This is a genomic window from Gorillibacterium sp. sgz306347 (genome assembly GCF_059735245.1).
This window is the reverse complement of record NZ_JCAPET010000015.1, coordinates 62302-87032: the sequence shown is the minus strand read 5'-3', so window position 1 is coordinate 87032 and position 24731 is coordinate 62302. Positions and strand designations below refer to the sequence as shown.

The 24731-nt window shown below is 58.6% G+C and carries 22 protein-coding genes; 10 read left to right on the top strand and 12 right to left on the bottom strand.

Annotation, left to right across the window (positions count from 1 at the left end):
• Positions 1–836 precede the first annotated feature (836 nt).
• The 3 genes from AC6I6H_RS10440 to AC6I6H_RS10430 form a co-directional block, all read right to left on the bottom strand.
• Complete coding sequence (locus AC6I6H_RS10440) at positions 837–2405, bottom strand: M4 family metallopeptidase (protein ID WP_497953702.1); 1569 nt, start codon at positions 2403–2405, stop codon at positions 837–839.
• A 1802-nt stretch (positions 2406–4207) separates the two neighbouring features.
• Positions 4208–4582 (bottom strand): hypothetical protein, encoded by a 375-nt coding sequence (locus tag AC6I6H_RS10435; RefSeq protein ID WP_497953701.1) that lies wholly within the window; start codon positions 4580–4582, stop codon positions 4208–4210.
• 48 nt (positions 4583–4630) lie between these two features.
• A complete protein-coding gene (locus AC6I6H_RS10430) occupies positions 4631–5005 on the bottom strand; it encodes a hypothetical protein (protein WP_497953700.1) in 375 nt (124 codons plus the stop codon).
• Between the two features lie 285 nt (positions 5006–5290).
• Here AC6I6H_RS10430 and AC6I6H_RS10425 point away from each other — a divergent pair, with 285 nt between their 5' ends.
• Entirely contained in the window at positions 5291–6328 is a 1038-nt protein-coding gene (locus AC6I6H_RS10425) for a DUF4097 family beta strand repeat-containing protein (RefSeq protein WP_497953699.1), read from the top strand.
• A gap of 29 nt (positions 6329–6357) precedes the next feature.
• On the opposite strand, the gene zupT is transcribed toward AC6I6H_RS10425, so the two are convergent.
• Complete coding sequence (gene zupT, locus AC6I6H_RS10420) at positions 6358–7194, bottom strand: zinc transporter ZupT (protein ID WP_497953698.1); 837 nt, start codon at positions 7192–7194, stop codon at positions 6358–6360.
• A 180-nt stretch (positions 7195–7374) separates the two neighbouring features.
• Between zupT and AC6I6H_RS10415 the strand changes: the two genes are divergently transcribed.
• Together AC6I6H_RS10415 and AC6I6H_RS10410 are read left to right on the top strand one after the other, a co-directional pair.
• Positions 7375–7893 (top strand): hypothetical protein, encoded by a 519-nt coding sequence (locus AC6I6H_RS10415; protein WP_497953697.1) that lies wholly within the window; start codon positions 7375–7377, stop codon positions 7891–7893.
• Between the two features lie 21 nt (positions 7894–7914).
• Positions 7915–9126 carry a class I SAM-dependent methyltransferase gene (locus AC6I6H_RS10410; protein ID WP_497953696.1) on the top strand — a complete coding sequence of 404 codons (1212 nt, stop codon included), beginning with the start codon at positions 7915–7917 and terminating at the stop codon, positions 9124–9126.
• Here the strand turns inward: AC6I6H_RS10410 and AC6I6H_RS10405 are convergent.
• Positions 9072–9551 carry a MarR family winged helix-turn-helix transcriptional regulator gene (locus tag AC6I6H_RS10405; RefSeq protein WP_497953695.1) on the bottom strand — a complete coding sequence of 160 codons (480 nt, stop codon included), beginning with the start codon at positions 9549–9551 and terminating at the stop codon, positions 9072–9074. The genes AC6I6H_RS10410 and AC6I6H_RS10405 overlap by 55 nt on opposite strands.
• Before the next feature lie 239 nt (positions 9552–9790).
• On the opposite strand from AC6I6H_RS10405, the gene AC6I6H_RS10400 reads away from it, so the two are divergent.
• Positions 9791–10708, top strand: a complete 918-nt coding sequence (locus AC6I6H_RS10400; RefSeq protein ID WP_497953694.1) for an ABC transporter ATP-binding protein — start codon at positions 9791–9793, stop codon at positions 10706–10708.
• Positions 10701–11642, top strand: coding sequence for an ABC transporter permease (locus AC6I6H_RS10395; protein ID WP_497953693.1), 942 nt, complete (start codon positions 10701–10703; stop codon positions 11640–11642). Before AC6I6H_RS10400 ends, AC6I6H_RS10395 begins: the two co-directional genes overlap by 8 nt.
• A gap of 65 nt (positions 11643–11707) precedes the next feature.
• Here the strand turns inward: AC6I6H_RS10395 and ligD are convergent, their stop codons facing one another.
• Both ligD and AC6I6H_RS10385 read right to left on the bottom strand, forming a co-directional pair.
• Positions 11708–12592 carry a non-homologous end-joining DNA ligase gene (gene ligD, locus AC6I6H_RS10390; RefSeq protein WP_497953692.1) on the bottom strand — a complete coding sequence of 295 codons (885 nt, stop codon included), beginning with the start codon at positions 12590–12592 and terminating at the stop codon, positions 11708–11710.
• The gene (locus AC6I6H_RS10385) at positions 12589–13542 is read right to left on the bottom strand and encodes an ATP-dependent DNA ligase (protein WP_497953691.1); all 954 of its coding nucleotides are present in this window, start codon (positions 13540–13542) and stop codon (positions 12589–12591) included. The genes ligD and AC6I6H_RS10385 overlap by 4 nt, the downstream gene beginning before the upstream one ends.
• Before the next feature lie 165 nt (positions 13543–13707).
• Between AC6I6H_RS10385 and AC6I6H_RS10380 the strand changes: the two genes are divergently transcribed.
• Positions 13708–15078, top strand: coding sequence for an FAD-dependent oxidoreductase (locus AC6I6H_RS10380; protein ID WP_497953690.1), 1371 nt, complete (start codon positions 13708–13710; stop codon positions 15076–15078).
• Positions 15079–15138: 60 nt separating this feature from the next.
• Here the strand turns inward: AC6I6H_RS10380 and AC6I6H_RS10375 are convergent, their stop codons facing one another.
• The 5 genes from AC6I6H_RS10375 to ku form a co-directional block, all read right to left on the bottom strand.
• Positions 15139–16680 carry a GerAB/ArcD/ProY family transporter gene (locus AC6I6H_RS10375; RefSeq protein ID WP_497953689.1) on the bottom strand — a complete coding sequence of 514 codons (1542 nt, stop codon included), beginning with the start codon at positions 16678–16680 and terminating at the stop codon, positions 15139–15141.
• Positions 16677–16928 (bottom strand): hypothetical protein, encoded by a 252-nt coding sequence (locus AC6I6H_RS10370; protein WP_497953688.1) that lies wholly within the window; start codon positions 16926–16928, stop codon positions 16677–16679. Before AC6I6H_RS10370 ends, AC6I6H_RS10375 begins: the two co-directional genes overlap by 4 nt.
• Entirely contained in the window at positions 16925–18151 is a 1227-nt protein-coding gene (locus tag AC6I6H_RS10365) for a Ger(x)C family spore germination protein (protein WP_497953687.1), read from the bottom strand. Before AC6I6H_RS10365 ends, AC6I6H_RS10370 begins: the two co-directional genes overlap by 4 nt.
• Positions 18123–19850, bottom strand: a complete 1728-nt coding sequence (locus AC6I6H_RS10360; protein WP_497953686.1) for a spore germination protein — start codon at positions 19848–19850, stop codon at positions 18123–18125. Before AC6I6H_RS10360 ends, AC6I6H_RS10365 begins: the two co-directional genes overlap by 29 nt.
• A gap of 116 nt (positions 19851–19966) precedes the next feature.
• Complete coding sequence (gene ku, locus AC6I6H_RS10355; protein ID WP_497953685.1) at positions 19967–20821, bottom strand: non-homologous end joining protein Ku; 855 nt, start codon at positions 20819–20821, stop codon at positions 19967–19969.
• Between the two features lie 152 nt (positions 20822–20973).
• Here ku and tsaE point away from each other — a divergent pair, with 152 nt between their 5' ends.
• From tsaE to tsaD, 4 genes are read left to right on the top strand one after another with little or no spacing between them, the layout of a single operon-like run.
• On the top strand, positions 20974–21459 hold the full coding sequence (tsaE, locus tag AC6I6H_RS10350) for a tRNA (adenosine(37)-N6)-threonylcarbamoyltransferase complex ATPase subunit type 1 TsaE (RefSeq protein WP_497953684.1): 486 nt from the start codon (positions 20974–20976) through the stop codon (positions 21457–21459).
• On the top strand, positions 21456–22676 hold the full coding sequence (gene tsaB, locus AC6I6H_RS10345; RefSeq protein ID WP_497953683.1) for a tRNA (adenosine(37)-N6)-threonylcarbamoyltransferase complex dimerization subunit type 1 TsaB: 1221 nt from the start codon (positions 21456–21458) through the stop codon (positions 22674–22676). The genes tsaE and tsaB overlap by 4 nt, the downstream gene beginning before the upstream one ends.
• Entirely contained in the window at positions 22676–23164 is a 489-nt protein-coding gene (gene rimI / locus AC6I6H_RS10340) for a ribosomal protein S18-alanine N-acetyltransferase (RefSeq protein ID WP_497953682.1), read from the top strand. Before tsaB ends, rimI begins: the two co-directional genes overlap by 1 nt.
• A 14-nt stretch (positions 23165–23178) precedes the next feature.
• Positions 23179–24225 carry a tRNA (adenosine(37)-N6)-threonylcarbamoyltransferase complex transferase subunit TsaD gene (tsaD, locus tag AC6I6H_RS10335; RefSeq protein WP_497953681.1) on the top strand — a complete coding sequence of 349 codons (1047 nt, stop codon included), beginning with the start codon at positions 23179–23181 and terminating at the stop codon, positions 24223–24225.
• Positions 24226–24731: the final 506 nt, after the last annotated feature.

Below are 24731 nucleotides of genomic sequence, written 5' to 3'. Positions count from 1 at the left end.
GTAGCCGATGATGACGTCTGTATGTCGGGTGCGATGGCTTTACGGCGGCTGATCTGTCATCTGTGCGTCGGGTGCGATAAATGTACGGCGGGCAAGCACAGTAGTGGTGATGCGTTCAGGGTGGACAATGATACATCGGCGAGTGGACACTCCTCAAAAGTAGCAATCGCGGTGGCTAGCAGTACGATGAAGCGGCTTTGAATGCCGGCAGGTGTTATCTCGGCAGCAGGCGGTGGCGGTGTTATGTGGTAATCATGGCGTTATGTGCTACCCATGGGGTACCTGTGCTGCCCGTTAAACCGGAAAACCGACGCCGTCGATTTTTAACGGTTGCCATAGAGCTTATTTTGGCAAAAAGGCGGCTTCTGAAATTCTAACGGTTGTCAGCGAGGCTATTTTCTCAAAAAGTGGGTTTTTCTTGAGAAAAAGCCCGAAAAAGCTCGCTGGCAACCGTTACATTTTAAAAAAGGCCATTTTGGGCGAAATAAGCCCTGCCACAACCGTTAGATTTTTTAGGGCGGCGGGGACGCCTGTTACCACTGCCCGTGCCAACTCCAAAGGAGCGTCTTTAACCTGCCGCCTACATAACAGTTCCTCCTGCGCACTAACTGAGCGCAGGAAAACAACCCCCTGGTCGCCAAGGACCAGGGGGTTGCGTTTGAGGAGCTATAAAGCTGCGCCGGCAAAGGAGCCGTAGACTCGCCGGACAGGCCGCTCTTTTAAAGCCACATTCGCCGGACAGGACGCTCCTTTAAAGCCACATCTGCGGCACAGGCCGCCCCTTTTTGAAGCCGACGGTTCAGGTCCTTGGGAAGACAGCTTGCCGCTGTCTTTCCTTAATTCACCCCTACCGCAGTGTAAGCATTGGCAACGGAGGTTGCTTCGGCGGAGGTGGCGCCATACAGATCCTTGGCGGATTGGATGGCGGCGGCCCGCATGTCGCTGAAATCGGAATATACGGACAGGTAGTACACCAGCGCGTGGTAGTAAATCGCGACGGCTTTGTCCCGGCCGATTCCGTTGACGGTTACATTATGGAAGGTTCCGCCTTGGGCCAGCAAATAAAAGGCTTTGTTATTAATGCCGCTGTTGGTGTGCACGCCGCCGTTGTCGGAGGAGCCGGTGTAACGATTGGGGTAATAGTCCGGCTGTCCGTACAGCGTCGGGTTGGACAGGGAGCGAAGGGCGTCGCCGGAGGTGCCGGGCGTATAGATGGCGTCGCCGACCAGCCAGTTTTTCCCCTCGATTGAATTTCCGATAATGTCCGAAATGGATTCGTTCAAGGCGCCGGGTTCCCCGTAGTATTCCAGCCCAGCGGTATATTCGGTTACGCCATGAGTCAATTCATGCCCGATAACATCCAGATCGCCGGACAGAGGGATAAAGGTGCTGCCGTCCCCGTCCCCATAGACGATTTGAACGCCATTCCAAAAAGCATTGTTATAGCTTTGGGAATAGTGAACCGTCGATTTGATCAGCAGCCCGTTTCCGTCCAGACTGTTGCGCCCGAACTTGTTTTTGTAAAAATCGTATACGGTAGCGGCGTAGGCATGCGCGTCCACTCCGGCCGCATCGGTCCAGTTGTTGTTGTTCGTGCTGGTCAGAAGCGTTCCGGGCAAGGACGTGCGGTTTTTGGCCGTGAAGGTTTGAATGCCTTTGCCCCGGGTCGTGTCCTTCAACTGATACGTGGACCCGGATAGCGTGGTCGTGAACGTTTTCGTGTCGCCCAAAACGCCTTTCCCGGTTCCGGTCAGGGATTCCAGCAGGCTGTATTTCCGCACCACGTCACCGCTTACGGCGTCAATAAAATAGCGGGTGCGCACGGGAACGGGCTCCAGCGTGTTGACTTCCGTCAAGTAAACAAGCAGGGTTTTGTCCTCCAGCCGGTAAAGATAAAGGTCGGCTTGGGGAGCTTTCTCTGCGGCGCCCAGCGCTCCGGTTTCCTTTTCGGTATCGGCATTTGCGAGGGCAATGGCGCCAGCGGCGGAGAGCTTCGGCTCCAGCCCGTTTGCGCTGTTCACTGCCTCGGGAAAAACTTTTCCCAGGAAGGACGACACGCCCCCGGTCTTGTCCAGGTGCACCGTCTGCACCGCGCCGTATACCGGAATGTTCTGTACATACTGCTGCAGCTTGAAATGCTGCGTTCCCGACAGCGTGTCGAGCTGCTTCGCCTGGATTTTGAGGTTCTGCTTCAAGTCCGCGCCAAGCTGAAGGGAGCTTTTTTGCTTCTCCAGGTACTTGTACACCTTTTCTTCATCGGACAAGCCCGAGGGGGCCGTCCACCCTTCATCAAGAAAACTCGGCACCTTTGCGGCTGCCGTGGAGGGTTCCGTTGCTTCTGCCGACGCGACCGACGTTAAGAGAAAAGTGCTGGCAACCAAAAGAGAAGTCCAGGCTCGGTTCATTAATTTCACTCCATTTCATTTTTTTTTGCCTTTTGCAAGGCTTTTTTGTGAAAAACGTCGGGTCAACACAAGCGCGGCATTGGCAAAGGCGGTTTGCTGAGGGTAAAGGCAGTGGTGGGATCAAAGCGGCGGACCAATCTACTTGCTAGAGTCGATAGGCATCCCCCCTCTCAAGGCTGAAAAGACAATTCGATTCTTCCGAAACGAGGCTTCCAAAGGCATGATAGACTTTCTGACAAAAACTTCTCCGTAAGGTAGTCAAATTATAGAATATTTTTCCAGTTTGCGTCAATAGAATTTGTAATGAATAGATTAAATAACTTACATTAACATATGTTACATTAATTGTTATATATCAATCGACCGAAATGTCAAGAGTCAAAAAGAAACCGGGAGCCCGGGATGCTAGGACGGGGGGGAGTAAGGTAGATAGTAGGGCGGATAGTAAAAAGCAGATAGTAACGGATTGTATGGCGGTTGAATGAAAGGCGGACGCGGCCTGCTCCTCTCCTACTGCCCGAAGTTTCCATGTGAAAGCTCGTTGCGACAAGAAAAGGCAGAAGAAAAGAAGCCGGATGATAGGGAGAGACTCTTATAAAAGAATTGAAAAAGTATAGGCGTGTACGTTTTGTTGGGATTCGATCGGATGGGTGGAAAAATTCTGCGGCCTCATGCTACCTGGTTGATCATTTTCGATAAGGAACCGGGAGAGTAATCGGCTGACAATGGGGGCCGGGCGATTGGGCCAAGGCACATGGGGAACGGCAGGCGGCATGATAAAAGGGCTGGCGGTATAATAAAACGGCTGGCGGTATGGAAAAATGGTGGCGGTACGGTAAACGGCAGGCAGTATGAAAAATAATGAACGGTTGTCTATGCGGAACATTGACCGGAAACCGGACGTCGGATTCGGAAAAGGGCACCATAGAGCCGGATGGGCGGGAGATGCAAAGTTTGTCGGAGAGAATCGGTGCATGGCGGGGGAACGGAGTCCAACGGAGCAGGGGAGATAATTGGGACCGTCAAGGGCCCGTGTGTAGGGGGCGCAGATAGAGGCGGTGCAGCAGGAAGCTTTAAGTAAAACGGCATCCGTCAGAAGAGGGAAGCGAGGAGGCCGAGGGACGCTGAACGTGGAATTGCTAATGGAATGGGTCTGCTTGGGTGGCGTAAGTTTTTAACGGTTGCCATGGAGCTTATTTGAGCAAAAAAGCGGCTTTGGAAATTCTAACGGTTGCCAGAGAGGCTATTTGCGTAAAAATGGGGAGATTTCTTTGCAAAGCGCCCCAATAAGCTCGCTGGCAACCGTTACATTTGAAAATGGGGTGTTTTGGGCGAAATAAGCTCTGTCACAACCGTTAGAACTCCGCCCCTTTTGACCGCCTAGGCCGCAGCGAGGAATGGGGCGCAAATCGGCGAAAAGCGTTCGGAGCCTCGCTCGGCATTTCCGGCGATAGCGGGTTACGGTGTGTCATTTCGCCTGTTTTTTGACCATAGTGGGTTTTCTGTATACTTCCTGCTCCGCGTTAGCAATGGCGCACGTCATTCCGTCTGGTTTTTTTGGCCAAAATGGATTTCTGTAGGCGTCTTGCTTCGCAATAGCGCTTGCACATGTCATGCCAGCTCCGCGTTTTTGGCCGTACCGGTTTCTGGCCCTAATTCGCGCCGAATTATCTGCAGTATTGGTATGCGCCTACCATTTGGCGCTGCATTTTCGGCTATATCGGCCACCGCGTCTCACTCCGTCCGGATCTCGGAGATGATTGCTTCCCGGCACTTCGGCCCGCGCCTACGTCAACCGGCGGTCACCGACGATCGCCCCGGTCCGCGCTTTTGGCGATTCGGTTGACGGCGGCGATCACGAGCAGGAGAAAGCCGAAGAAGACATACCACAGCACCATCGACCCTTCGCTCATGGAAGAAGTCGCAATCCCTGCGGCAATGAGGGCAAGGAGGCTGCCCAGAATCGCCCATCGGGGGATGTCCCGGTCCATGAGGCGCTTGATGCGCCCGTCTTTCGGAAGCATTTTGTCAATGGCAAACAACAAGGCCATAAAAACAAGAAACCCGATGAGAACGAACCAATCGGATAAGTGATAGGCATCGATGACGGATTCTACTATGCGGACGATGACCAGCCCCAGAAAATAACCGACAATGCCGCCAACCTTCACCTTCACAGCATCATTCCCCTTCTTCCCAGCCAGCTAACCAACCGACGTCGCCGTTTATTTTTGTTCCCGCTCCGCATTTCCCAAAGGCCAATTCACCGCCGGAAGGAGCAGCAGCAGCACGCTGAGCAGAAGGCTCCACAGCACCGTCGCGCGGCCGGCCTCCGGAGTTAACGTAACAATAAGAAGAATCGGAGCAAGCCAAGTCAGCCCCGTAACCAGTATGGGGGTGTCCCGTTCGGCAAACCGCTTCACGCGAGCGGAACGCGCTGCCAGCCATTTGCCTGCGCCAAACAGGAGGGAAACAGCGGCGCCCGTCAGAACCAGGGTCACCCAAGCGGATATTCCCCAAGCTGCTTCTGCAGCATCCCTCACCCAGTAGAGGATCTGAAACAGCGTCAGGATCAAGGGGAGGAAACGGCTCATTTTCAACGCAACTCACACTCCCTTCGGTAGCCCATGCTCTGGGGCAGATGCAAGCGGCTTGTTTTCTATATAGTACCACTTTTGATGGTCTGATCCCATCCTTTCAATTGCGAACCGTTCCCCGACCTAAGTCCGGGTGGCCCGCTGGACTTCCTTCCGTACCCGGGCACCGGATTATTCGTTATGATAGAAAAGCGGAAAAACGATATCGCGAACGGCTTCGAACGTACATAAACCGGATCGGCTGACAGGAAAGGCAAACCCTGAAACTAAGGTAAGAGGAGCGATAGAATGAAACGGAAAGCGTTGCTGATTGTTTTGCTGGGGGGATGCGTGATTTTGAGCGCATTCGGAATCGGGCTTTACTCGGAGGTGTTTGGGTTTGGAGGCAATGACCAGGAAACCGGATACGCGGAGGCTTCGGAAATGGCCGTCTCCGGGGATGACGACGTGGAAGTCCAGACCTTTTCCGCGGCGGAGGTGGGCGAACTGGACGTATCCTCCACCTCGGCGGACATTTTTATCAGCCGCACCGAAGGCAGCGACATCAAAGTGACCCTCCGGGGCAAGACGAGCGGATGGGGAAACGGAACCAACCGGCTGGTTACCGAATTGAGCGGGAACAAACTGACAGCCAAGGTGGTGCAAAAGGGGACGGTTTTTGGTGGCAGCTCCCTCCGGCTGGACATTGACCTGCCGGATCAAGCCTACGAGAAGGTGCATGTGAAAACCGCGTCCGGGGTGCAGACCATTAACGAGCTGAACGCAGCACTGCTGGAGACGGTCTCAACCTCGGGCGATGTGCACGTCACCCATTTTTCGGGCGTGCTGCAGTCGAGCACCACCTCCGGCAAGGTGGAAGTGACCGACAGCATCGGAGACGCGACAGTCGGAACCATTTCGGGCGACCAGGAGCTGAGCGGCATGATGGAAGGGACGCTGACCATCTCCACCACCTCCGGCGAAGTAGACGTCATCGGAGCGGAAAAAACCAAAACCGGCTTTTCCTCCATTTCGGGCGATTTCGACTTCTCCGGAACGGCGGGCGAGCTGGCGGTCGAAACGACCTCCGGTGCGATGGAGATCGGGCTGGAGCAGCTAAACGGCGGGGTGAAGGCCACCTCCATCTCCGGCGACATCGACATCACCGTTCCGGAGGGCACTTCGTACCGCCTCGAGGCCAACACCGTCAGCGGAGACATTGAAGCCGATACCCCGGACTTCAAGGCTGCGTCGAGGTCCGAGCGCAGCCTGAAGGGAGAAGACGGCGAGGGCGGCCCCTTGATCAAGCTGGAATCCACCTCGGGCGTATTGAGCGTTACGGATTGACGCCGCGTTGACGCCGCGCAAGCGGCGAGTTAAATAAACAAGAGCAAACTGAGCGCCATCAGGGCCATGCCGGCAACCACGCCGTATATGGACAGATGGTGCTCTCCGTATTCCCGGGCCGCCGGCAGCAGTTCGTCCAGCGAGATGAACACCATGATGCCCGCCACACCGGCAAACAGAACGCCAAACAGCGTGTCGCTCATAAACGGCATCAGGATCAGGTAGCCGATCACCGCGCCGACAGGCTCCGCAAGCCCGGACAGAAAAGAGAGCACGAAAGCCTTTTTGCGCGAGCCGGTGGCGTAGTAGACGGGAATGGACACGGCGATTCCCTCCGGGATGTTGTGGAGGGCGATGGCCGTCGCGATGGCGATGCCGAGGCCGGGCTCGTTCAAGGTGGCGACAAAGGTGGCCAGCCCTTCCGGGAAGTTGTGGATCGCGATACTCAGGGCTACGAAAGTGCCGGTTTTCAAAAGCCGTTTGCTTTGGGCGGCGGTCAGTCCGGCATGGCGGATTTCGGCTACGCCGGCCTCCGGCATGTCTTCCACCTTGCGGACCTCATGAGGGTTTTCGCTGTGCGGGATGAACTTGTCGATGAGGGCGATGAGCGCCATGCCGCCGAAGAAGGAAAGCACCGTGACCCATGAGCCGGTGCGTTCGCCCAGTTCGCCTACCAGGGAGTCCTTCGCTTTCACAAAGATTTCGATCATGGAAACATAAATCATGACCCCGGCGGAAAAACCGAGCGCGAGCGAGAGATAGCGGGTGTTCGTGCGCTTCGTAAAAAACGCCAGGATGCTGCCGATGCCAGTGGAGAGCCCGGCAAACAGCGTGACGGCAAAACCAAGCCAGATTCCATCTGCCATTTGGTGCATTCGCCTCCTTCCGTTAAGTCTATGACAAAATGTTTCCCTGGGTTAAACTTTTTTCTCTTTATCAAAAAGTATAATCACCGGAGGACGAGAGTCAAGGAGCACCCGGAAAACAAGTATTTCGCCCGCGGATCGGGTACAATGGAATAAAGAACCGGAAGGACGGTGGTGCCCATGACGGAAAAACACAACCTGCTGTCACCCGAGGAATTGTCCGCCCTCCTGGAAACGCCGCAGCCCCCGGAAGAGAGCGCCGGGCGGCCGGAGGCGGAAGGCAGCGCGGGGCGGCCAGAGGCGGAAGAGAGCGCCGGGCAGCCGGAGGCGGAAGACGGCGCCGGCCGCTTTTGGAAGGAAGGCTTGCCGGCGGCTCCGGCGGGCGGCACGAGTGCGTCGTGTTCCTGCCGAACGGAGGAATTGAAGGAGACCATTCGCATGCTGGCGATCCGGGTGGATTTTCTGGAGAACCTGCTGCGGGAGCATATAAAAGAAAAAGCGGAACCCCTTGCGGGCGTCCGGCGGACAAGCTTTGCGGCTTCCGGGGGCGGGACTGCGGCGAAGGGCGAAGCAGGCTTGCGGCCGAAGGCGGAGGCGGGCAAGGAAACGGTCGGCGCGCCGGCACCGCTGCCTCCGCGGCGCGAACGGCACGGCCTGTCCGCGCGGGCCGCCCGCCGGCTGCGCCGCAAACGCGACTAAATCAGCAGGAGAGCGATACGCATGAAGGACGTACAGGAATTGATCGGCCGGCTGCTGGCCGATGGGACGCTGGCGCAGGCCGTGCTCAGCAACCCGCGTGTGAAAACGGCCGATTCGCCCAGCAAGCTGCGGGTCAAGCCCGTGCTTTTAAAAGGGGAACGGCAGTACCAGTTTACGTATACGGCAGGACCGAAAGAATTGCATGAGAACCATGCGCCGGACGAAGCGGAGAAGGTGCTGCTGGACCGGCTGGCGGAGCAGTTCAAGCAGGGGCTTTTTCAAGCGGAGGACGGCGATTATCAAGTGCTCGTCAGCAAGAAGGGGAAAACGTCGATTCTCCGGAAGCCGGCCACGAAGCAAACGGCTGCGCCCGCGGCGCATAACCGAACCAAACGGCGTTTGCTCGCCGAAGGAAAGCCGGTACCGTTCCTGGTGGAGCTCGGCGTCATGACCAAGGAAGGGAAGGTGGTCGCCGCCCGGTACGACAAGTTCCGGCAGATCAACCGCTTCCTGGAGCTGATTGACGACGTGCTGCCAGAGCTGCCGGACGACCGGACGATCCGGATCGTGGATTTCGGCTGCGGCAAATCCTATTTGACGTTCGCCCTCTATCATTACCTTGTCGCGGAGAAAAAGCGCCGGGTGGACATCACGGGCCTGGATTTGAAGGAGGACGTCATTCGCCACTGCTCGGAGCTGGTCGTCCGGCTCGGCTGCGAGGGGCTTGCGTTCCGCCGGGGCGACATCGCCGAGTACAAGGAGGCGAAGCAGGCGGATATGGTCGTCACGCTGCACGCCTGCGACACGGCGACCGACGCCGCTCTGGTTCAGGCCGTGGAATGGGACGCCCGGGTGATATTGTCCGTCCCCTGCTGCCAGCACGAGCTGTTCGGCCAGCTCGAAACGGGCGGGACGCTGGCGCCGATGCTGGAGCACGGCATCATCAAGGAACGCTTTGCGGCGCTGGCGACGGATTCCATCCGCGCCCGCTTGCTGGAGCTGTGCGGGTACCGGACCCAAATTCTCGAATTCATCGACATGGAGCATACGCCAAAAAACCTGCTGATCCGAGCGGTGCGTCAGGGGAAACCCGATGCGGCTCATCTGGGCAGGCTTGCGGTCGGTTATTTGGAAATGAAACGGTTCCTCGGTACCGATCCTTATCTGGAGCGGGGGCTTCATTCCAGACTGGCGCCGGTATTGGCATCAACCGAAACGGCGGGTTCCTCCTGAAGGAGCGGGCCGGAGACGGGCAAACGGCTCCCGCCGACCGTCTCAATGTTCTCGGCGATTTTTTCGAACAGCTCCGTGAGCTGCCGCATTTCTTCCGGACTGACGCCGTTGTACAGACGCGCCAACAGTTCATTGCGCTGGCGGCGCAGGGAAACCGACGTTTCCCGGCCGGACGGAGTGATCGCCAGGTATACAATGCGGCGGTCCTTCTCGTCGCGCACCCGTTCCGCGAAGCCGGCTTCGACCAGCCGGTCCGATATCCCCGTGATGGCGCCCGGGGTCAAATGCAGGGCGTCGGCCAGGGAAGATATTTTTTGCGGACCCTCGCGTTCGAGAATCGAGAGGACCAGCAGCTGATGCCGCGAGATGCGGCCCTCCAGCGTTTTTGTCCACAATGCCGTGAATTTTTTGTAAGCGCGGGCCATGGCTTGTTCCAGAGCGATGGCCGTTTTTTCATGTTCGGAAATGGGATTCGCCTCCTCGCGAATGGTGAACCGTGGGATGGTTCCATTTTACCAAACCTTGAAAAGCGCGAACAGGGAAGATCCCTTCCAGATGTGAAAAAGGCGGAAACCTTTGCGGCGCACATTCCGTATCTAGCAGAGGAACAAAAAGGGACAGCTGGAAGGAAAACGAGAGAAGAGAGAACAAGGAGGAGTGCGATATGGATAAGCCGACGGTTCAATTGACCGGCCTGTCAAAGAAAATCGGGTCCAAATTGATCATCGACAACCTCAGCTTCGAGGTTCCCCGGGGGGAAGTCTTCGGCTTTCTCGGCCCTAACGGGGCGGGGAAAACCACGACGATCCGGATGATGGTCGGGCTGATGAAGCCGACGGCCGGCGATGTGCTGATCGAGGGGAAAAGCATCACGCGGGAATTTGAGCAGGCGATCCGCCACGTCGGAGCGATTGTGGAAAACCCCGAAATGTACAAGTATATGAGCGGCCGCAAAAATTTGCTTCATTACGCCCGGATGGTCCCCGGTGTCACGGAGGAACGGATCCATGAGGTCATCCGGCTCGTCGGGCTCGAAAACCGGATCCGGGACAAGGTCAAGACGTATTCCCTCGGGATGCGCCAGCGGCTCGGAGTGGCCCAGGCGCTGCTGCACAAGCCGACGCTGCTGATTCTGGACGAGCCCACGAACGGCCTCGATCCGGCCGGCATCCGCGAGCTGCGCGACTACCTGCGCATGCTGGCGCACGAGGAGAACATTTCCATCGTGGTTTCGAGTCACCTGCTGACGGAAATGGAGCTGATGTGCGACCGGGTCGGCATCATCCAGAACGGCAAGCTGGTTGACGTTCGCCAGATCAAGGGAAAAAAAGCGGACTCCGTGTCCCAGCGCTACCTGTTCGAGGTGGCGAGTCCGCAGGAGGCCGCAGCGGCGCTCGCGGCCGGCAGCTGGACGGCGGCGGTGACGGCGGATGGCCTGGAGGTCGAAGCGGACCGCGAGCGGGCGGCCGATATCAACGCTTTTCTGGTCGGAGCCGGCCACCGGGTGTACGGCATTCGCCCGGTAATGCGCACGCTCGAGGATGAATTCCTGGAGATGACGGGAGGCGAGCAAATTGTTTAATCTGATCCGCAACGAGAACATGAAGATCTTCAGCCGCTTGAGGACCGCCGTGCTGCTGATTATTTTGGCTGTGGTCACCATTCTGTTCTCCTTCGCCAGCTATGCCATCTATGATTCCGGGGGTCCGGACGAGAACTGGCGGCCTAACGTCGAGCAAAGCATCGGCTCCATCCGGGAGGTGATGGAGGGGACAAGCGGCGAGCTGCGGAAGACTTACGAAAACGAGATCAAAATCGCCGAATATCGCCTTGCGCACGACATTCCGCCCAATGAAGGCGGCGTATGGTCCGGGATGCAGAACTGGGCCAGCTTTTTGATTCTCCTTGTGGGGGTATTTACCGTCATCATTGCGGCGGATATGGTCGCGAACGAATTTTCCACAGGTACGATCAAGCTGCTGCTGATCCGGCCCGCCTCCCGAAGCAAAATTTTGCTGTCCAAGTTCGTCGCCACGTTCCTGTTCAGCCTTGTGATGCTGATATTGACCTTTGTGCTGTCGTATTTGTCCCACGGCATCCTGTTCCGCTTTGCCGGCTCGGATCTGCCTTACTTGTACATAGGGGGTGACGGAGCGGTCCATGAACGGAGCATGCTGCTGCATACCTTGTCCGTTTACGGCCTGGAATGCATCAGCCTGCTGATGATCGTGACGCTGGCGTTTATGATCTCCGCCGTCTTCCGCAGCAGCTCGCTCGCCATTGCGCTTTCTCTGATCTTTTACCTGGCGGGGGGCGTGCCGGCTCTGCTGCTGCAAAAATACGAGTGGATGAAGTTTTACTTGTTCAACAATACGTCGCTGTCCGTCTACATCGACGGCACGCCGCCTTATGAAGGCATGACGATGGGCTTTTCCATCGCTGTTCTCGCCGTGCACTTCGCGGCGTTTGTCGCACTCTCCTGGTTTGTCTTCACCAAGCGGGACGTGGCGGCCTGAGCCGGACCCGGCGCGCTTTCGCAGACAGCCCCTTCTTTCCTTCCGGAAAGAGGGGCTGTTTGCGCTCAGCCGAGAATCGAGAGCACGTGATCGAGAGACTGCGGCGGGACCTGGGCGATCAGATCGCCGTGCGTCCGCAGCCGTTCCGTCATGGTGCGCAGGTTGAATTCCCGGGGATCGGCCCCCGCCTCAACCTCGTGCCAGTGAAGAGGCGCCGACACGGAGGCCGCACGCCGGGCCCGCGGGGTATACGGAGAGGAAAGCGTCTTGCCGTACCAATGCTGGAGGTAATCGACGTAGATCAGATCGCCGCGGTTTTTTTTGAGCCGCTCGATGGTGAACAGACGCGGATGCTTCTGGACCAGGTACTTGCCGAGAAATTCGCCGATGACGCGAAGCTGGGCAAAGGTGTAGCCGCGCCGGATCGGCACGTAGAGCTGCACCCCGGTCGCCCCGGAGGTTTTGGGCACCGCGCGGATGTTCATCTTGTCGAGCGCCTCGCCGATCAGCGAGACGGCGGGCATGATGCGCGGCTCCTCGTCCAGCGTGGGGTCAATGTCAAGGATCCACTCGGCCGGAAGTTCATCGCCGACCCGATGAAGCGACGGGTGGAATTCCAGGCAGGCCAGATTGCCGAGCCAAAGCAGGGTGGGCAGGGTATCGGCCACCACGTAGCGGATGCCCTGCAGCTCGGCCGTACGGACGAACGGGGGGAGCGGCTCGGGGGCGTTTTTCTGGTAAAACGACTTGCCTTCCACGCCGTTCGGAAAGCGAATCGTGGTCAGGTACCGGTCCCGGCAGTAATGCAGCAGGTAGGGAGCAAGCGCCACGAGGTGCTGGAGGAATTCCAGCTTGGTAATGCCGGGCTCCGGCCACAGCACCTTATCGGGGTTCGTCACGGCGATTTCCACGCCTTCGACGCGAACGCTTCCTTTTTCCGCCGTTTTCATGACCGAATCCCTCCGCCTTGTTCAAAGGTGCATTCCGCCAGCCGGTCCGGGACAAACGACTGGATGCTCGGCTGCCGCAGCGTTCCGTGGACGGTCCATTCCAGAAACCGGACCTTGACGGCGAACACCGGCTTCAGCCAGACGGCGCCGGCCAGCCGCGAAGGAGCTGCGGCAAAGGGCCGCTCCCGCACGGCCAGCGGCAGGGCGGCAGCCGTAAAAGCCGCCCAATCCTTGGCCGACAGCTTGCCGGTTCCCGCGTGGCCGATGTAATGGAGGCGGCCTTCTCCGTCGTAAAGCCCGAGCAGAAGGGCGTTGACCGTCTGGCCCCGCAGCGTCACCCCGCCGACGGCCGCAATCAGATCGCGGTAATGCTTGATCTTCAGCCAGCGCTTGTCTTTTCCGCCGATACTGTAAAGGGAATCGGTCCGCTTGCAGACGACGCCCTCCATCCCTTTGGCTCCCACGGCGGCGTAAAGCCCCGCCGCATCGGGGAAGCTTTGCACCGGCTGCACGGTTTCGTCCGGGCGAAGGATCGCCTGGAGCCGCTCCTGCCGCTCCGCAAGCGGACGGTCCGTCAGCCAAACGCCGTCTTCGTAGAGCAGATCGAACACCATGTAGTGCACCGGCACCGTTTGGCGGACGGAGGCGACGCGGTCCAGGCGGCGAAGACCGTCGCGCTTCATGACGGCATGAAAAGAAGGAAGCCCGTTCAGCAGGGAAACGACTTCGCCGTCCAGGACAAAACGCTTCGCGGCGCAATACGACGAATTCTCCGAAAGCTCGGGATAATGCGCGGTCCGTTCGTTCAGGCTGCGGTTAAACAAGCGTACCCCGGCCCCATCGGCGTAAGCGAGCACCCGCACGCCGTCCCACTTCACCTGGGCGGTCCAGAGCTCCCCATCGGGCGGAGCATCGGCGGACATCGGTTCGAAAGGAACGATGGGATTCATGAACAGCCTCCTTCTTTTAAAGTGATAATTATTCTCAAATAATTGTTGAACTATTCTGAATCGCGGGGTATAATGAAAACAGAACTTGTGACAAATATCACAATTATAAGTGATGAATTTCACGAGAGGAAAAGAGAAACCCTACCTTCAAGGAGGAATCCCAATATGAAAATCGCGGTTATTGGATGCACCCACGCCGGAACGGCGGGCATCGTCAACATGGCGGCTTTGTACCCCGAAGCGGAAATCACGGCTTACGAACGAAACGACAACGTTTCCTTTTTGTCCTGCGGCATCGCCCTTTATGTAGGCGGCGTGGTAAAAGACCCGCAGGGGCTGTTTTATTCCTCGCCCGACAAGCTCCGGGAGCTGGGCGTGACGATGAAGATGCGGCATGAGGTGCTGCATGTCGATACCGAGGGCAAAACCTTGAAGGTGCGCGATCTTGCAACAGGACGGGAAAGCACAGACACGTACGACAAACTGGTGATGACGACGGGCTCGTGGCCGATTGTGCCCCGTTTCGAGGGAATTGACCTCCCCCGTATTATGCTCTGCAAAAACTGGAATCACTCCAACGAAATTATCGAGCAGGCCAAAGGTGTCGACAAAATTACCGTTGTCGGAGCGGGTTACATCGGCATTGAGCTGGTGGAAGCGTTCGAGCAGAACGGCAAGCAGGTGACGCTGATCGACGCCGCCGACCGGGTGCTGAGCAAATACCTGGACCCGGTGATGACGGACGCCGTGGAAAAAGAGCTTTCGGCGCGCGGCATCCGGCTGGCCCTGGGCCAAACCGTCACCCGCTTTGAAGGGAACGATGCGGGCGTAACGAAGGTGGTCACCTCGAAAGGCGAATATGAAACCGAAATGGTGGTGCTCTGCATCGGGTTCCGGCCGCAAACGGACCTGCTCAAGGGAAAGGTCAAGATGCTGGACAACGGCGCGATCGTGGTGGACGAATACATGCGGACGAGCGTGCCCGATGTTTTCGCCGCCGGCGACAACTGCGCGGTCCTTTACAATCCGACCAAGCAGCCGGCCTATATTCCGCTCGCCACCAACGCGGTGCGGATGGGTACGCTGGTCGCCAAAAACCTGACGGGCGAAAACGTCCGCTACCGGGGGACGCAGGGTACGTCGGGCATCAAAATTTACGAGGACAACATTGCCGCTACCGGTTTGACGGAACAATCGGCTCAAGCCATGGGCATTAATGTGAAGAGTGTCACAATTGTGGAAAATTACCGGCCCGAATTTATGCCCACGCACGAATCGGTTACCCTCAAAGTGGTTTACGGGGAAGGGGACGGTAAAATTCTCGGCGCCCAGCTCATGTCCAGGGCCGAGCTCACGCAATCGATCAATACCTTGTCGGTCTGCATTCAGGCAGGCATGACCATGGAAGAGCTGGCGTTTGCCGATTTCTTCTTCCAGCCGCATTACAACAAGCCGTGGAACTTCTTGAATACCGCCGGGCTGGAGGCGGTGCGGGAACGGACAAAGCCGCTTGCCCCGGTTCCGGTTCACGCCTGATTGCTCCGCCAAACCGAAAGGCCGCCGGGATTCGGCGGCCTTTTTGCTGTTCTTCCAGGGCTAACGGCCCGCCGGAGCGGGCGTTTCGCTGTTTTTCGCCTTTCGAAATTCCATGAAGGCGCTGGCCAGGGAAAGGACGAGACAAAGCCAGTAGCCCCAGGCCACGTAAGTTGCCGCAGTTTGATAATACAGCCCCAGCGCGTAACCGAGGGCGATAAAGCCGACGGCTGCAACGAGAAGCCAGTTGGTCAGCTTCCGCCACTGATGGCCGGACCAGCCGGCGAACATTCCTTTGGAACGGGAGCCGGGGGATTGCCGGCCGTCTTTCTGTTTGGACGGCTCAGGAGCGCCCGCACCATTGTCCGCAGCTGGATAGGGCCCCGAAACGTCGCTGGGCCCGCCTGAACGCGGCGGCGTTGGTTCCGCCTTCTGACCTTTGCCCTCCGCATTTTTGTGCCGCTCGATCTCCTTCAAGCCGCTGACCGCCGCCGGCATCGGATACGGATGCTTGCGTTTGGCATTTTTGCGGACCAAATACATAACCCGGAACGTGATCGAAAGGACGGCGACCGGCTGGACAATCAAATAAAACACCGGAAGGCCGAAATTGGAGAACAGGTGCACATCCGCTGAGCCGCGAAAGGCAAAGATCGCAGTAATCAGAAGCAGCAGGCCGCAGCTTCGCCGGACAACGGACTGGTCCCCGGATTTCGTGTAGCTGGCGATTCCCATGGCAATGGAGATGTAAATCACCGCAGTCGCCGCCACGGCGATCGGAAAATAGACCCAGAAGAAAGGAAGCTCCACCCGGTCCAGAAAATCCGTCAGGAAAATTTGCAGCGTCAGCGAGTATATGGGGTACACCTGCTTGGCGGTAACGGTAGCCCCGTTCACTATCATGCACAGCTCGACCAGCACGGTGCTGATAAAGGTAGCGATCAGGACGGCGAAGCGTCCCGCCGCGCGCAGCTGGTTCGGGTTGTTGAGGCTGTTCATGAAAGCGCCAAGAATGACGATGTTTCCGTACCAGGAGGAGCCCGTTAACCCCGCCGCGGCAAGCCGCAGGGGAGATTCCACGAAAAACGGATCGAAGCGGTAGACGGAGAACTGGTTCGTCAAGGCGAGCGGCAGAATCAGCTGGGACAACAAAAGCAGAGGATAGACCAGCTCAATGATGCGAACGGACGGTTCCACGGAATTTCCCGCCAGGTAGGCCACTACACCAAAGAAGAGAAGCAGAATAATCTCCAGCGGCGTATGGGGCAAAAGGGAAACCTTGATGAACAAAACGATCAGCTGGATGTCCCGGACGAAAACGAACCAGATGGTCAAAAGCGCAACCAGGTTAATGCAGCCGCCCAGCACCGGGCCAAAAATAATCCGGTGAATTTCAAACAGGTTTTTGCCTGGATAGTGCTTGGCCAGAGCAGCGAAAAAGGCCACCAGGCAGAACCCGTAAAAAACGGGGACGATCAAGGAAAACGCGCTGTCCCCGGCCGCCACCCTTGCCAAAAAGGCGGGCAGATTGACAAGGGACGTGACCGTCAGCAGCGCCGCGGTCAGAAAGGCAAATTGCCGTTGGCTTATGACAATCCGGGTCATATGTACAGCCACTCCTTTGCGAAAACATAGAGGGGAATCGCGACCTGGTCAATCAGATACCGGGTCGGCATCTCCACCTCGACCCCGAGAGCCCGCAAGCCAAGAATAATCACAACCAAGCCGTCAAGGACAAGCAGCACCGCTTTGTCGGTTTTGTCGACCCGGCGCTTGCGCAGGAATGCCAGGTCGTAAAGAAATACGCCGGCAATTAGGCAGATCAGCGTAATGTTAAACAGCCCGCTTATCATTGATTGCCGACCTCCTTGGCGACGTTGTTGTTCGTCAGCCCGGTATGAGTAATTCTGCTCTGAACATGAATGTTCAAGTCGATGCCGGCAAACGCTTTGCGCCAGTCTTTTGCGAAGTAGTCCCTCCACTGTCCCGGGTATTTCCGGAAAAAGCGGTTGGACATGCCGACCGAATCCGTCTGTTTTTCCTGCATTTGAGCAAAGGCCGCTTCTACCGAAAGACGGATCTGCTTCTCCACTTCGGCGCAGATTTTGTTGATGTTTCGCGGATCGTTCAACTCAAGGATCCCGTAATTCTCCAACACGGCGCCTACAGTCTGCACGTCAAGATCAAATCCGATTTTGTTTCCGGGGAGAATCCGAGGCTTCAGGACGCTTTTCCCTTCAATAAGGCTCACTGTTATGTATTGGCCCGGGATGACGGAAACCTCGACTTCGTGGGGAACGAATTCGCCGGACAGCCAGTGAAGGCCAATCATGGCTTTATCTTTAAAAATCCCGACCATTTTGTCGTCCTTGAACTGGGCGTACCCGAGCAGCTTGATTTGCTGCGTGGTTTCCCCAACGCCCTCGTCCATGTTTTCATCCAGCCCCATATAAACAATGACCGGATCGACATGGGGGGTGCCGAAGGCCTGGGCGACATTTTTCATGTTATTGAGCGCTCGGCCCCGTCCGCGCACAATTTCCCGCAGCGATTCCCAGCTGTAGATGTCGATGGGCGATTCGCCCACCAGCAGCTCCTTGCCTTTTCCCTGCGAAACCATGATCAGCCCGTTCAACCGGTTTTCCGGCAGCCGGGCGAATACGTCAAATACTTCCCGAATGCCCCGTTTTGCCATGTCCTCCCCGATCACCACGACACGGCGGTGGGCGGTGGTGCTTCGTCTGGCAAGACGAAGCTGGACGCTTTGCATGGCGTCCCGGAGCGTCTTGCCCGTTTCATCCAAAAGGTCGAAGGGCTTGCCTTGTCCGCCTCCTCCGCCTCCTTCGGGTCCCCCCATTTTTGATGGAATCGGATAGATGCAGCCAAGCTCCACCGTTCCGTTTGGAGCAATGTCAACGGAGGAAGCCAGCGCAAACGCCATGTCGTTCAGCTCGGTACGGTCCCAGCAGCCGCTGAGCAGCGGAACGGCAAGCACAAGCGGCCACAGGCGCGCCGCCGATCGCTGCGCCGTTTTTCCTTTCGGGGCTTCAGCGTTTGTCTTGTTCCGGTTTCGCACCGCCGGGTTCCTCCCTTCCGGATTGCGGTTGTCCGCTTTTCTTAGCGGAACCGCCGTTCTCTGAATCGGCTTGTTTTCCGTCCTCCGCGACTTCTTCGGGAACTTCCTTCATGCCCTTTTGCTTTAAAATCCACTTCTCGGTTTGGACGCCGCGGCGCACCATGTCCTGGGGGTGAAAGAAGCCGGGGCGGGTGGTGGAAGCCCAGTTGGGCAGCCGGATCAGGGCGGATTTCGCATCGATGCCCGAGTAGGGAGCGGCCGGCGCCAGATAGGACACGCCAAACGACCGAAGCTGCGCCATATGCCCCAAGATCAGCACCGTGCCGATCACTACGCCATAGAAGCCGAACATGGAGGCGAGAATGATCAACGGGAACCGGAGCAGCCGGAGCGCCACCGCGCCGTTGTACTGCGGGATGGTAAAAGAAGCGATCCCCGTGATGGAAACGACGATGACCACGGGAGCCGACACGATACCGGCCTGCACGGCGGCCTGCCCGATGATCAAAGCCCCCAGGATGCTGAGCGCCGAGCCGATCTGCTTGGGCAGCCGGATCCCGGCTTCCCGCAGCGCTTCAAAAATAATTTCCATCAGAAGCACCTCGACCACCGCCGGAAACGGAATTCTTTCGCGAGACGCTGCGATGCTGAGCAGCAGGCTGGTCGGAATCATTTCCTGGTGAAACGTTACGGCCGCGACATAGGAGGCGGGCACGAACAGGGACAAAATCAGGAAGGTATAGCGCAGCCAGCGCAGAAAGGTGGCGAATTGAAACCGTTCATAATGGTCTTCGACGGACAGCAAAAAGTTCAGGAACACCGTAGGCACAATGATCACCATCGGCGTGCCGTCTACGAAAACGGCGACCCGCCCGTTCATCAGGGCGGCGGCGACGGCATCGGGACGCTCCGATATTTGCGTCTGCGGAAAAGGAGAAAAGGCGCTGTCCTGAATATATTCCTCGATTTGGCCGGTTTCGAGAATCAGATCGACGTCAATCATCTTCAGCCGTTTTTCCACTTCCTTGACAATGGCGGGGTCTGCAATGCCTTCCATATAGCTGATCACCAGATTGGTGCGGCTGTGCCGGCCGAGGACCATCGGCTTCATCTTCAGGTTCGGCGATTTGATTTTCCGGCGCACCAGCGATGTGTTGACCCGGATGCCTTCGATGAAGCCTTCCTGCGGGCCGCGCACAATTTCCTCGGTCGAAGGCTTGCTGACCGAACGCATGTTAAACCCGCGAATCTCCATGAGAATGGCTTTTGTGTTGCCCTCCAGCAGAATGGCGGTGTCCCCGCTCATCACGCCGTCCAGCAAATCCGCATAATTGTCGACCAGCTTGATCTGCGTGACCGGGAGCACCTTTTCCTTGAGCGATTCGACGTCCGGCTTTTCGCCTTTCCAGTACAGCATCAGCATTTCCAGCTGCCGCTGAATCTGATCGGATTTGACGAGGCCGTCCACCATAACCGCGAGCGCCTTCACGCCGGGATCGGCTTCAAAAGGGCGCAGGACGACATCGGAGCAGTCCTGAAACAGCTCTTTCAGGTAGCTCATGTTGGGCTCCAGCTTTTCTTGAATGCCGACGTCCTTCAGTTCGGTGACATTGGAAAAGTGAACCGGTCCGATCGCCTCATGCCCGTTTTGCTTTTTTTCTTCCTTTGTTTTGCCGCGTCTGCGAATCAATGGGATCACCTGCTTTGGTTCCGTTTGGCGCCGGCGGGAGGAACTGGCACGGCGGGAAATCGCCGTTAGTGTCTCCGGCCCCAGGGAAAATATGTACCGGCCCAAACAAAAGGAGCCTGAACGGCTCAGGCTCCTGTTTTCTTCCGTTTTCCGCGCGCCGCGCCTTTCGCGCCTGCGGCCTTCTTGTCGCTTTTGTCCGCCGGAATTGCGGCGGGCCGGGTCGCATCCAGACTGGCCTGGAGCGCCGCCATCAAATCAATGACATTCGCCCGCTCCGGCTCCGGCGCCGCACGGATTTCTTCGCCGGCGATTTTCTTGTCGATGGCTTCCATAAGGGCGGTCCGGTATTCGTCTTTGTATTTTTGGGGCTCGAACGGAGTGGACAGCTGCTCGATCAGCGCTTTGGCCATCGCCAGCTCCTTTTCGTTGACGGCGCCTGCCTCCGGCAGATTCGGCACCTGGGCGACCTGGCGGATTTCGTCGGGGAAAAAGATCGTCTCCATCGCCAGACAGCGGTCGATCACGCGGATGGCGGCCAGGCTGCTTTTGGAACGGAGGCTGACGGAGGCGATGCCGATTTTCCCTGTTTGCTTGATGGATTCCAGCAGCAGGCGGTAGGCGTTCGAGCCTGTGTCCCCGGGGCCCAGATAATAAGTTTTCTGAAAGTAGATCGGATCGATTTCCGCCAGGTCGACGAAATCCAAAATTTTGATTTCCCGGCTTGCTTCACCGGCCAGCGCCTCCAGCTCGTCCTTCTCGAAGAGAACGAACCGGCCGGGCTCGTATTCGTAGCCCCGGGTAATTTCCTCCCAGGCGACTTCCTTTTTGCAGGTGGGGCACGTACGAACGTAATTCAGCGGGGTGGAGCAGGCCTTGTGGATGTAGCGCATGGAGATGTCCTTGTCCTCGGTGGCGGCGAACATCCGGACCGGCACGTGCACCAGTCCGAAGCTGATCGCCCCTTTCCACATGGTATGCATGAATGCCCTCCTTTCGGGTCGCGCTTTCCCGTTTCAGTATCCCCACGCCGCGGCGGGACTATGAGGCGCCGGATGAATTGTTTCCTTGATAGGCCGGGATGCGAAGGCTATAATAATGGGTACTGACGATAGCCGAAAGAGGAGCGGAAGGAATGAGCGGAACGCCGCGCTACGAATACCGGTCGAAGGGGCTTGCGGACACCGCGCGCCTCGCCCGTGCGCTCGCCGGGGAGGCGGAGCCGGGGATGGTTATCGCTCTGGAGGGCGATCTCGGGGCGGGGAAAACCGCCTTTTCCCAGGCGCTTGCCGCCTCGATCGGCGTAACGGATGTGGTGAACAGCCCGACGTTTACCATTATTAAAGAGTATGAAGGCGCCGAGTTGCCCTTCTATCATATGGATGTGTACCGGCTGACCGCCGACGAGGCGGCTGAGCTCGGACTGGACGATTATTTTTATGGCGACGGGCTGACGGTGGTGGAGTGGGCGAGCCTGATCGAGGAGCTTCTTCCCCCCGAGCGCCTGAACGTCCATATCGGGTATGAAGGCCCGGAGGAACGCCTTTTCGTGCTTGAGCCGAAAGGCGAACGCTATGCGGCCTGGTGCGAGTCCGCGATACGGAATGGAGTTTTGAAATGAAAACGGAAACGGAACAAGCGAATCACGGCCTGGAAACGGTTCAAGCGGAAGGGCTTTTGCTGGCGTTCGACACGTCCACGGTTTCGATGACGGCGGCGCTCATGGCCGGCGACCGGCTGCTCGGCGCATCCGAGCGCCACGCCGAGCGCAACCATTCCATTTACCTGCTGCCCATGGCGCAGGAGCTCATGCAGTCGCTCGGCGTGACGCCGGACAGGCTGGCGGGCCTTGCCGTCGGAATCGGCCCGGGCTCGTACACCGGCGTGCGCATCGGCGTTACGGCCGCCAAGACGATGGCCTGGGCGCTCGGCCTGCCCGTCGCGGGCGTATCCAGCCTGGCGGCGCTGGCGCTCGGAGCGATGCGGCCGGCGGAGAGCGAGGCAGCGGGGCTGGCGTCCGGCGCGGTGTGGCCGGCGGAGAGCGAGGCAGCGGGGCTGGCGCTCGGCGCGATGCGGCCGGCGGAGAGCGAGGCAGCGGGGCTGGCGTCCGACGCGGAGCGCGCGGCGGATGGCGAGGCAGCGGGGCTGGCGTCCGACGCGGGGCGAGCGGCGGAGAGCGAGGCAGCGGGGCTGGCGCCTGACGCGGGGCGAGCGGCGGATGGCCGAGTGGCAGCGCAGGCGCCTGACGCGGAGCGCGCGGCGGATGGCGAGGCAGCGGCGCCGGCACAAACGTCTGGCGGCAGGGACTGGCTGGTGCCGCTGATGAACGCGCGTCGGGGCCAGGTGTACACGGCTCTGTTCGCGGCGTCCGCTGACGGGCCCGATTCCGCGGGAGACCTCGGGCAAACGGGGGACGCGGCGGATACGCTTGTGGGCGCCATCGGCGACACCAACGGTGCTGCCGAGGAAAGCCTGCTTTATGCCGACGACCGGCTCTCCTTCCGTCGCGTGCGGGAGGACGGCATCCGGCTTCTGGAGCCTTGGCTGGAAGAGCTGTCCAGCCAGGCTGCCGCTGCTGCGGAGCCGCCGGGCCGTATTTTGTTCGTCGGAGAAACGGAGCCGTTTGCGGAGGAGCTGAACGCGTTTACGGCGGGCCGACCGCCGGGCGCGACGGCGGTTCTTCCCCTGGAGATCCACGCCTATTCGGTCGGACTCTTGGCCGGAAGGGCGATGCGAACCGGACGAATTTCCGATCCGCATGATCTGGTTCCGAACTATACCCAGCTTGCGGAAGCGGAAGTCAAGCTGCTCGCCAAGCGGAGAGGGGAGGCGCGCTGATGGAGGAGCGGGTTTGGCGCGATGAGCTGCCGCTGACGTTTCGGCGCATGAAGCTGGACGACATCGACCGCGTCTGCGCCATCGAAAAGGAAGCGTTCACCACGCCCTGGTCGGCGGGCGCATTTTACAACGAGCTGATGAACAACCATTTTGCCCACTACATGGTCATGGAGTCGGGGCTGGAGATCGCGGGCTACGCCGGCATGTGGCTCATCATGGACGAAGCCCACATCACCAACATCGCCGTCCGAAAAATTTACCGCGGGCGCAAGCTGGGCGAACGCCTGGTGAGCGAGCTGCTCAAAACCGCCAGCTTTATGGGTGCCGCCAAAATCACACTGGAGGTGCGGGTGACCAATCACATCGCCCAAAACCTGTACCGTAAAATGGGGTTCCGCGACGCGGGGCTCCGCAAAGGCTATTACACGGATAATAACGAAGACGCCCTGATCATGTGGGCGGATCTCGAACCGTATATGCGCAAGTGAAGGAGAGTGCCAAAATGCTCGAGGAGAAGGGGCGGACCGACCGCCCCTGCTATATTCTCGCCGTTGAAACGAGCTGCGACGAAACGTCGGCCTCCATTGTGGAGGACGGCAAGGTCACCCGGTCCAACGTGGTATCGAGTCAGATCGAAACCCACAAGCAGTTCGGAGGGGTCGTGCCGGAGATCGCTTCGCGCAAGCACGTCGAATCGATCACGCGGATCATCGGACACGCCATGGACGAGGCGGGCATTCGGCCGCAGGAGCTGTCGGCGGTCGCCGTGACGCAGGGGCCGGGGCTCGTCGGCTCCCTGCTCGTGGGACTTGTCGCGGCGAAGTCGCTGGCGCTTTCCCTGGGCATCCCGCTGATTGCCGTCCATCACATTGCGGGCCACATCTATGCGAACGCGCTTGTGCATGAGCTGGAGTATCCGCTGGTGACGCTTGTGGTGTCCGGCGGCCACACGGAGCTGGTCGTGATGGATGCGCCCGGCCGTTTCCGGATCATCGGGCGGACTCGGGACGACGCGGTCGGCGAAGCGTACGACAAGGTGGCGCGGGCGCTCGGGATGCCCTATCCCGGCGGCCCGCATGTCGACCGGCTGGCCCGGGAGGCGGATGAAGGCATCCCGATGCCGCGCTCCTGGCTGGAGCCGGACTCCTATGATTTCAGCTTCAGCGGGCTGAAATCGGCGGTGCTCGCGGTGCTGAATCAGGCCCGCATGAAGGGCGAGACGCTTGACCCGGCCCGCGTCGCGCGGGGCTTCCAGGAATCGGTCACGGAAGTGCTGACCGAAAAAGCGCTGCGCGCGGTTCGCGCTTACGGCGCAAAGCAGCTTTTGCTCGCGGGCGGCGTTGCCGCCAACCGCGGCCTGCGCGAGCGGTTGACCGCCCGCTGCCGCGAGGCCGGTATCCCGCTGCTGGCGCCGCCGCTCGATCTGTGCACCGACAACGCGGCCATGATCGGCGCGGCCGCTTACCTCAAGTGGCAGCACGGGCAGTACGCGCCGCTGGAGCTGAAAGCGGAGCCCCTGCTTTCGTTGGAGGAATGGTCCGTACCTTAACGGGCACGTGACATTCATACGTCCGATGCAGCGATTCTGCCGGTCCCCCGCCTCTGTCCCATCGAGACTGATGAGGAAAGTTGAGGCTTCCGCTGTCCTCAGCGGGCACCTCCCGGAACAGCATCCTCCGTTACTTTTTCAGCAAGAACCGTTCCTTCGTTGATGGCCATCCATTTTAACGAATGGGACGGTTTTTTCGCATTTTTGTGCAGGGAAACGATGGCGGCATGCTGCGTTCTAAATTCTAACGGTTGCCACAGGGCTTATTTGGCTCAAAATGTTCCGTTTCAAATTCTAACGGTTGCCACAGAGCTTATTTGGCTCTTTTTCTCAAAAAATCCTCGGTTTTCGCGTAAATAAGCCCGCTCGCAACCGTTAGAATTCCAAAAGCCGCGTTTTTGACCAAATAGCCTCTGTGGCAACCGTTAGAGTAGCCCGCCTTCTCTAGAGGATCATCGGGCCCGCCTTCTCTGGACTCGCNATTCCAAAAGCCGCGTTTTTGACCA

Coding starts and splice junctions, on each gene's coding strand:
- tsaD (WP_497953681.1), top strand. CDS start 23,179: ATGCTCGAGGAGAAGGGGCGGACCGACCGCCCCTGCTATATTCTCGCC.
- tsaE (WP_497953684.1), top strand. CDS start 20,974: ATGAGCGGAACGCCGCGCTACGAATACCGGTCGAAGGGGCTTGCGGAC.
- AC6I6H_RS10410 (WP_497953696.1), top strand. CDS start 7,915: ATGAAGGACGTACAGGAATTGATCGGCCGGCTGCTGGCCGATGGGACG.
- AC6I6H_RS10380 (WP_497953690.1), top strand. CDS start 13,708: ATGAAAATCGCGGTTATTGGATGCACCCACGCCGGAACGGCGGGCATC.
- ku (WP_497953685.1), bottom strand. CDS start 20,821: ATGCATACCATGTGGAAAGGGGCGATCAGCTTCGGACTGGTGCACGTG.
- ligD (WP_497953692.1), bottom strand. CDS start 12,592: ATGAAAACGGCGGAAAAAGGAAGCGTTCGCGTCGAAGGCGTGGAAATC.
- rimI (WP_497953682.1), top strand. CDS start 22,676: ATGGAGGAGCGGGTTTGGCGCGATGAGCTGCCGCTGACGTTTCGGCGC.
- tsaB (WP_497953683.1), top strand. CDS start 21,456: ATGAAAACGGAAACGGAACAAGCGAATCACGGCCTGGAAACGGTTCAA.
- AC6I6H_RS10405 (WP_497953695.1), bottom strand. CDS start 9,551: ATGGCCCGCGCTTACAAAAAATTCACGGCATTGTGGACAAAAACGCTG.
- AC6I6H_RS10375 (WP_497953689.1), bottom strand. CDS start 16,680: ATGACCCGGATTGTCATAAGCCAACGGCAATTTGCCTTTCTGACCGCG.
- AC6I6H_RS10400 (WP_497953694.1), top strand. CDS start 9,791: ATGGATAAGCCGACGGTTCAATTGACCGGCCTGTCAAAGAAAATCGGG.
- AC6I6H_RS10385 (WP_497953691.1), bottom strand. CDS start 13,542: ATGAATCCCATCGTTCCTTTCGAACCGATGTCCGCCGATGCTCCGCCC.
- AC6I6H_RS10425 (WP_497953699.1), top strand. CDS start 5,291: ATGAAACGGAAAGCGTTGCTGATTGTTTTGCTGGGGGGATGCGTGATT.
- AC6I6H_RS10370 (WP_497953688.1), bottom strand. CDS start 16,928: ATGATAAGCGGGCTGTTTAACATTACGCTGATCTGCCTAATTGCCGGC.
- AC6I6H_RS10440 (WP_497953702.1), bottom strand. CDS start 2,405: ATGAACCGAGCCTGGACTTCTCTTTTGGTTGCCAGCACTTTTCTCTTA.
- AC6I6H_RS10415 (WP_497953697.1), top strand. CDS start 7,375: ATGACGGAAAAACACAACCTGCTGTCACCCGAGGAATTGTCCGCCCTC.
- zupT (WP_497953698.1), bottom strand. CDS start 7,194: ATGGCAGATGGAATCTGGCTTGGTTTTGCCGTCACGCTGTTTGCCGGG.